The sequence below is a fragment of the Pseudomonas sp. P5_B2 genome, from assembly GCF_056400445.1.
In genome coordinates, this window is record NZ_JBFULH010000275.1 from 1 (window position 1) to 5624 (window position 5624).

Genomic DNA, 5624 nt, shown 5'->3' on the forward strand with positions numbered 1-5624 from the left:
CTGCGAGGCTGCGTTCGAGGACGCAGTCCTCGCATGTCCCGAGGGCGTGGATTTTCTGGAAGAACCGGTTGCCTGATTTTACGAGGACTACGTCCTCGAACGCAGCCTCGCAAGCTCGGCAGCTGCTACAGAGCTACGTGCTTAGCCGGGTTCGCAACACCTTGGCCATGTCCTCCAGCTCCGCCACCGGGCTGTGCCCGATCAACATCCAGGCATGTTCCATGTCCGCCCAGTAAACGACGTTCATGCCGTGCCGCCGCTCATGGGCGAAGTGTCGACTGCCGCTGTTGGAGCGCGTGACGCACAGCGCCATCGGGCCATGCGTCGGGTCGAGGTAGGTGATCTGGGCAATCGGTACGCCTTCGTATTCGAGGATTTGCGCACGCTTGAACTCAGAGCGGGGCAAGGTCAGCTGTGTGGAAGCAAGGTTCAGGCCCAGGCGCGTATCGATGAGCCGCAGTTGCGCCCGTTGGGAGGCTTCATCACTGGGCAAGTGTTCCAGGGTTTCTGGCACGTAGAGCGACATGTAGTCGGCTACCAACCCACGCCAATTGGTGGTTTGCTGGCTCGATTGCCAACCGAGGAACAAACGGTCTGCCACCACGCCGCCCACTACCAAACTGGCCGCGGCTGCGAGAAACCAGCGGCGATTCAGCGCTGGGCGTTCGGGGGAAGGCAAAGTGTCGAGCATGAATTGCAGACGATCCAGGGGCGCCTGTTGGGCCATTTCGGCATAAGCCTGCTTGAACGGGAGGTTGCTGCGAGCCAGCCATTGCAGGCGCAGGTTGAGCGTCGAGTCTTCGGCGATGGCCGTATCGATGCGAGTGCGTTGTTCGACATCGAGTTGGTCGTCGAGATAGGCCACCAGTTGCTCGTCTGAAGGTGTGGCGCGATCGTTCATCGACGTTCTCCCGTGAAAGGGTTCGGTACAGCATGCAGCGGTGGGTATTCGGCCAGTTTTACCCGGGCAGCGGCCAGCCGACTCATGACCGTGCCCATCGGCACTTGCAGCACTTCGGCGACTTCGCGGTACGACAAGCCTTCGACGTACGCCAGGTACACCGTTTCGCGTTGGGCTTCGGGCAACGCGTCGACACGCCGGATCACTTGAGCCGCGAGCACATGGGTTTGCGCCGCGTGTTCGCCGTCAAACGACAACTGACTGTCGGCATCCACCACCCCCTGACCCTGGCGCACCCGACGTGCGCGCACTTCGTTGAGCCAGATCGAATGCAGGATGCTCAGTAGCCAGCGGTCCATGCGCGTACCGGGGACATACTGCCCGGCACGTTCTAGCGCCCGCACGCAGGTCGCCTGCACCAAGTCTTCGGCCACATGCCGTTGCCGGGACAACAGCAAGCCATAACGCCACAAACGCGCTAAATGCTGGCCCAATTCGGCCCTGATTGTTTGATCGCTGGCGATGGCGACCTCCGTCTGTGCTGAGTGTCAGGTTTTCGATGAATCATTAATGGCTTCGGCCAGGTCCTGGTATTCCTCGCAGGTGCTGCCGCAGATCGATTTGATGTGCAGCAACTGTTCTTGAGCCAGGTCCAGTCGGCCTTTGATCACATACGCTTCGCCGAGGTATTCACGCACTTGCGCATACTGTGGGTCGAGTTTGACCGATTGCAGGTAGTAACCGATGCCTTCGTCGGTACGCCCCAGTTTACGCGTGGCGTAACCGCGATAGTTTAAAGCTTTGGCGGTGTTCGGTTTTTCAAGTGTATCGAGCAGGGCCAGTGCTTCTTCGTAGCGCCCGTCCTTGGCCAGACGATAGGCATAATTGGTGCGGTCGTCATCCGGTACCAGACTGCTGGTTTGTTTGAGGCATTTTTGCGATCTGGAGTCGAAGACCTGGCCTTTAGGGCAGTTGGGTTTTGCGGGCGCATCATCGTCGCCATGGGCAATCGCCAGCGAACTGGTCAGCGCTGCCGTCAGACAACCGGCAAGCAGCAGCGGGGCGGTGAAAACAACAAAGCGTGCGTTCATTGGCAAGGCTCCAAGTTTACGGGTTTCAGTCAAAACCACGATCGTTTTGGGTCATGTAAGAAGAACACCTCAGCGTGAACAATTATTCATTTCTTTCTGGGGAACTTTGCAAGAAAAGTGCAATCCTTGGCGCCTTGTTTGACAACATTCTTATCCCGGTGCTTTTGCGKTGGTGAAGGGTAGTTAAATCGGCGGTGTTGCCAATCGCGGGCAAGCCCGCTCCCACAGGGGGATTTGTTAACACCAGAGATCCAATGTGGGAGCGAGCCTGCTCGCCAAAGGGCTGGCCCAGACACTACAAAACCCCACCGAGTCCCGCTTTTGGCTGAACCGCTGCCTTACTCCCCCCACCCATGCCTTGTTATAGTCCGGGCCTCATTTTTTGCCCCGGTAAAAGGATCACTGCCATGTCTCAGTACACCGCGTTCACCGTCGAACTCGCCGACAACATCGCCCATGTGCAGATTAACCGCCCGGAAAAAATCAACTCGATGAACGCTGCGTTCTGGAGCGAGATCATCGAGATTTTCCAGTGGGTCGACGACACCGACGAAGCCCGCGTCGTGGTCCTCAGTGGCGCCGGCAAGCATTTCTCCTCCGGCATCGACCTGATGATGCTGGCCGGCGTGGCCAATGAGCTGGGTAAGGATGTCGGTCGTAACGCGCGCCTGCTGCGCCGCAAGATCCTCGCTTTGCAAGCGTCCTTCAATGCTGTCGACAATTGCCGCAAGCCGGTGCTGGCGGCGATTCAGGGGTATTGCCTCGGTGGTGCCATCGACCTGATTGCCGCCTGCGAYATGCGTTACGCCGCCGAAGACGCACAATTCTCGATCAAGGAAATCGACATCGGCATGGCCGCCGACGTCGGCACCCTGCAACGCTTGCCGCGCATCATCGGTGACGGCATGCTGCGTGAACTGGCTTACACTGGTCGCACGTTTGGCGCCGACGAAGCACGCAACATTGGTCTGGTCAATCGCGTCTACAGCGACACTGCCAGCCTGCTGGATGGCGTCATGGGCATAGCCCGCGAAATCGCCAGCAAGTCGCCGATTGCAGTGACGGGCACCAAGGAAATGATCAGCTACATGCGCGACCATCGCATCGACGACGGCCTCGAATACGTCGCCACCTGGAACGCCGCCATGCTGCAATCCACCGACTTGCGCGTGGCCATGGCCGCCCATATGAGCAAACAGAAACCCGAATTTCTGGACTGATTAAACATGACTTCACGCTGGACCACAGCAGTACTGGATACCGACCAACCCGGCGGCTGGGCCGTAGCCCGCAGCCCGGAAGGCTTCCTGTTCGATGACAATGGCGCGCTGTTCCCGCGCGAATGGCTCAAACGGCAGGACCTGTCGATTCTTGCCGAGCACGGCATTGGTCATCTCGATGGTGAACCGGTGTATCTGCTGGAGCTGCGCAGTCCCGGCGAAGTGTCGGGGTGCAACTGGAAAGGTCTAAGGGCGTTCATGCTTGAGGGCGATCACACGGTGTACAAGGTGCTTGGCTATGCCGCGCAGATTGGCACCTGGTACCGTGAGCATCGCTTTTGTGGCAGCTGTGGTCAGGCAGTAACGCAGATTCCACGCGAGCGGGCGATGTACTGCGAACCGTGTAATTTGCGCAATTACCCACGGATCTCGCCGAGCATGATCGTACTGGTGACCCGTGGCGATGAAGTTTTGCTGGCCCGTTCACCTCGTTTCGTCAGCGGGGTGTACAGCACGCTGGCTGGTTTTGCCGAGCCGGGCGAGTCGGCCGAGGATTGCCTGATCCGCGAGGTTCGGGAGGAAGTGCAGATCGAGGTCAAGAACATCCAGTACCTGGGCAGCCAGTGCTGGCCGTTCCCGCACTCAATGATGCTGGGTTTCCACGCCGAGTACGCCGGTGGCGAGATTGTCTGTCAGGAAGACGAAATCGAAGACGCCCAGTGGTTCAACGTTCACGCGCTGCCGCCGTTGCCGGCGTCGCGCTCGATTGCCCGTTACCTGATCGACGTTTATGTGGCGCGGCGCTTAGGCCACGCTGAACCAGTGCTGCCAGGCTAGGCGCACAGTCAAGCCCAGCACCACGGTGATGAACACCGGTCGAATGAACTTCGCACCGCCGCTGATGGCGGTGCGCGCACCAAAAAATGCGCCAATCATCACCGACAGGCCCATGCTCAGGCCGATGATCCAGTCCACCTGCCCGGAAAACACAAACACCGACAGCGCCGCAATGTTGCTGACGAAGTTCATGCTGCGCGCCACGCCGCTGGCCTTCACCAGGTCGATGGGGTACATCAGCAGCGTGCTGACGGTCCAGAACGCGCCTGTGCCGGGACCGGCCACGCCGTCGTAGAAACCGAGGCTGAAGCCTTGGGTCGATTGCCACTTTTTCTTGATCGGAGCATCGCTGTCCAGCGGCGCTTTAGGCGTACCGCCGAACAACAGGTACAGGCCGCAGGCGAAGACGATCACCGGGAGCATTTTATTCAGCCACTCGGCCGGCAAATAATGCGCGACCACGGCGCCGGTCAATGCGCCGACCAGTGTGCCGACGATGGCATGCACCCACTGGCGGGGATGGAACAGCTTGCGACGGTAGAAGGTGAAACTGGCGGTGGCAGAGCCGAAGGTCGAACTCAGCTTGTTGGTGCCCAGTACCAGGTGTGGCGGCAGACCGGCGGTGAGCAGTGCCGGGGTGGTCAGCAGGCCGCCACCCCCGGCAATCGCATCGATGAAACCGGCAATAAAGGCAACAACGGCCAGAATGGCCAGGGTGGTGAGGTCAACGCTGAGTTCGAAAGGCATGGAGTCGGCTTATTTCGGCGGGGTGCAGGAAAGGGCTGCGGGGAAGGGCCGGTATCTTACCTATATCCAGACTTTGCGGCGACTTGTCTGGCCCACGCATTGGATCTATGCCTAACCCGATATCCCTGTAGGAGCCGGGCTTGCCCGCGATAGCGGTATCACATTCAACACTTCAGTTGCTTGTGACATCGCCATCGCGGGCAAGCCCGGCTCCTACAGGATCCTACAGGCCGAGGTCGGACAGCCCCGGGTGATCATCCGGGCGACGCCCCAGCGGCCAGTGGTATTTGCGCCCGCTTTCCTTGATCGGCAGGTCGTTGATGCTGGCAAACCGGTTAGCCATCAGCCCGTTCTCATCGAACTCCCAATTCTCGTTGCCGTAGGAACGGAACCAGTTGCCCGAGTCGTCGTGCCATTCATAGGCATAACGCACGGCAATGCGGTTGCCGGTGAAGGCCCAGAGTTCCTTGATCAAGCGGTAATCCAGTTCCTTGGCCCATTTGCGGGTGAGGAAGGCTTTGGCTTCTTCGCGGTTGTTTGCGAATTCGGCGCGGTTACGCCATCGGGTGTCCAGTGTGTAAGCCAGCGACACCCGTTCCGGGTCACGAGAGTTCCAGCCGTCTTCGGCCAGGCGAACTTTTTCGATGGCCGATTCGCGGGTGAAGGGTGGCAATGGTGGACGAACTTCAGCGTTAGACATGTAAAGTCTCCCAGTAAAATTAAAGTTCAAACACGTTGTGGTCAGTTTGTTCAGTTGCAAAACAGTAAAGCGTTAGTTTTTCTTGGTCAGAAGGAATTTCCGTAGCCTGTACCGCGTTTATCGGGAGC

General features: G+C 59.1%; 7 protein-coding genes. 2 read left to right on the forward strand and 5 right to left on the reverse strand.

What is annotated here, in order from left to right; genetic code table 11:
• Positions 1–133: 133 nt before the first annotated feature.
• Genes AC1DRJ_RS18150 through AC1DRJ_RS18160 form a run of 3 tightly spaced genes read right to left on the reverse strand, consistent with a single transcriptional unit; the run spans position 134 to position 1992 of the window.
• Positions 134–901: an anti-sigma factor family protein gene (locus AC1DRJ_RS18150; RefSeq protein WP_477803375.1), complete on the reverse strand. Its 768-nt coding sequence runs from the start codon at positions 899–901 to the stop codon at positions 134–136.
• Positions 898–1395 (reverse strand): RNA polymerase sigma factor, encoded by a 498-nt coding sequence (locus AC1DRJ_RS18155; RefSeq protein WP_477803376.1) that lies wholly within the window; start codon positions 1393–1395, stop codon positions 898–900. The genes AC1DRJ_RS18150 and AC1DRJ_RS18155 overlap by 4 nt, the downstream gene beginning before the upstream one ends.
• 54 nt (positions 1396–1449) lie before the next feature.
• A complete protein-coding gene (locus tag AC1DRJ_RS18160; protein WP_477803377.1) occupies positions 1450–1992 on the reverse strand; it encodes a tetratricopeptide repeat protein in 543 nt (180 codons plus the stop codon).
• Between the two features lie 407 nt (positions 1993–2399).
• On the opposite strand from AC1DRJ_RS18160, the gene AC1DRJ_RS18165 reads away from it, so the two are divergent.
• Together AC1DRJ_RS18165 and nudC are read left to right on the forward strand one after the other, a co-directional pair.
• Positions 2400–3212 carry a crotonase/enoyl-CoA hydratase family protein gene (locus AC1DRJ_RS18165; protein WP_477803378.1) on the forward strand — a complete coding sequence of 271 codons (813 nt, stop codon included), beginning with the start codon at positions 2400–2402 and terminating at the stop codon, positions 3210–3212.
• Positions 3213–3218: 6 nt separating this feature from the next.
• Positions 3219–4049 carry an NAD(+) diphosphatase gene (gene nudC, locus AC1DRJ_RS18170; RefSeq protein ID WP_477803379.1) on the forward strand — a complete coding sequence of 277 codons (831 nt, stop codon included), beginning with the start codon at positions 3219–3221 and terminating at the stop codon, positions 4047–4049.
• Here nudC and AC1DRJ_RS18175 read toward each other — a convergent pair.
• Together AC1DRJ_RS18175 and AC1DRJ_RS18180 are read right to left on the reverse strand one after the other, a co-directional pair.
• On the reverse strand, positions 4017–4796 hold the full coding sequence (locus AC1DRJ_RS18175; protein WP_477803380.1) for a TSUP family transporter: 780 nt from the start codon (positions 4794–4796) through the stop codon (positions 4017–4019). The two genes, nudC and AC1DRJ_RS18175, sit on opposite strands and share 33 nt — an antisense overlap.
• 223 nt (positions 4797–5019) lie before the next feature.
• The gene (locus tag AC1DRJ_RS18180; RefSeq protein ID WP_477803381.1) at positions 5020–5496 is read right to left on the reverse strand and encodes a nuclear transport factor 2 family protein; all 477 of its coding nucleotides are present in this window, start codon (positions 5494–5496) and stop codon (positions 5020–5022) included.
• Between the last annotated feature and the right edge of the window lie 128 nt (positions 5497–5624).

Excerpts from the sequence above, each read along its gene's own strand:
- AC1DRJ_RS18150 (WP_477803375.1), bottom strand. The coding sequence starts at position 901 with ATGAACGATCGCGCCACACCTTCAGACGAGCAACTGGTGGCCTATCTC.
- AC1DRJ_RS18160 (WP_477803377.1), bottom strand. The coding sequence starts at position 1,992 with ATGAACGCACGCTTTGTTGTTTTCACCGCCCCGCTGCTGCTTGCCGGT.
- nudC (WP_477803379.1), top strand. The coding sequence starts at position 3,219 with ATGACTTCACGCTGGACCACAGCAGTACTGGATACCGACCAACCCGGC.
- AC1DRJ_RS18175 (WP_477803380.1), bottom strand. The coding sequence starts at position 4,796 with ATGCCTTTCGAACTCAGCGTTGACCTCACCACCCTGGCCATTCTGGCC.
- AC1DRJ_RS18180 (WP_477803381.1), bottom strand. The coding sequence starts at position 5,496 with ATGTCTAACGCTGAAGTTCGTCCACCATTGCCACCCTTCACCCGCGAA.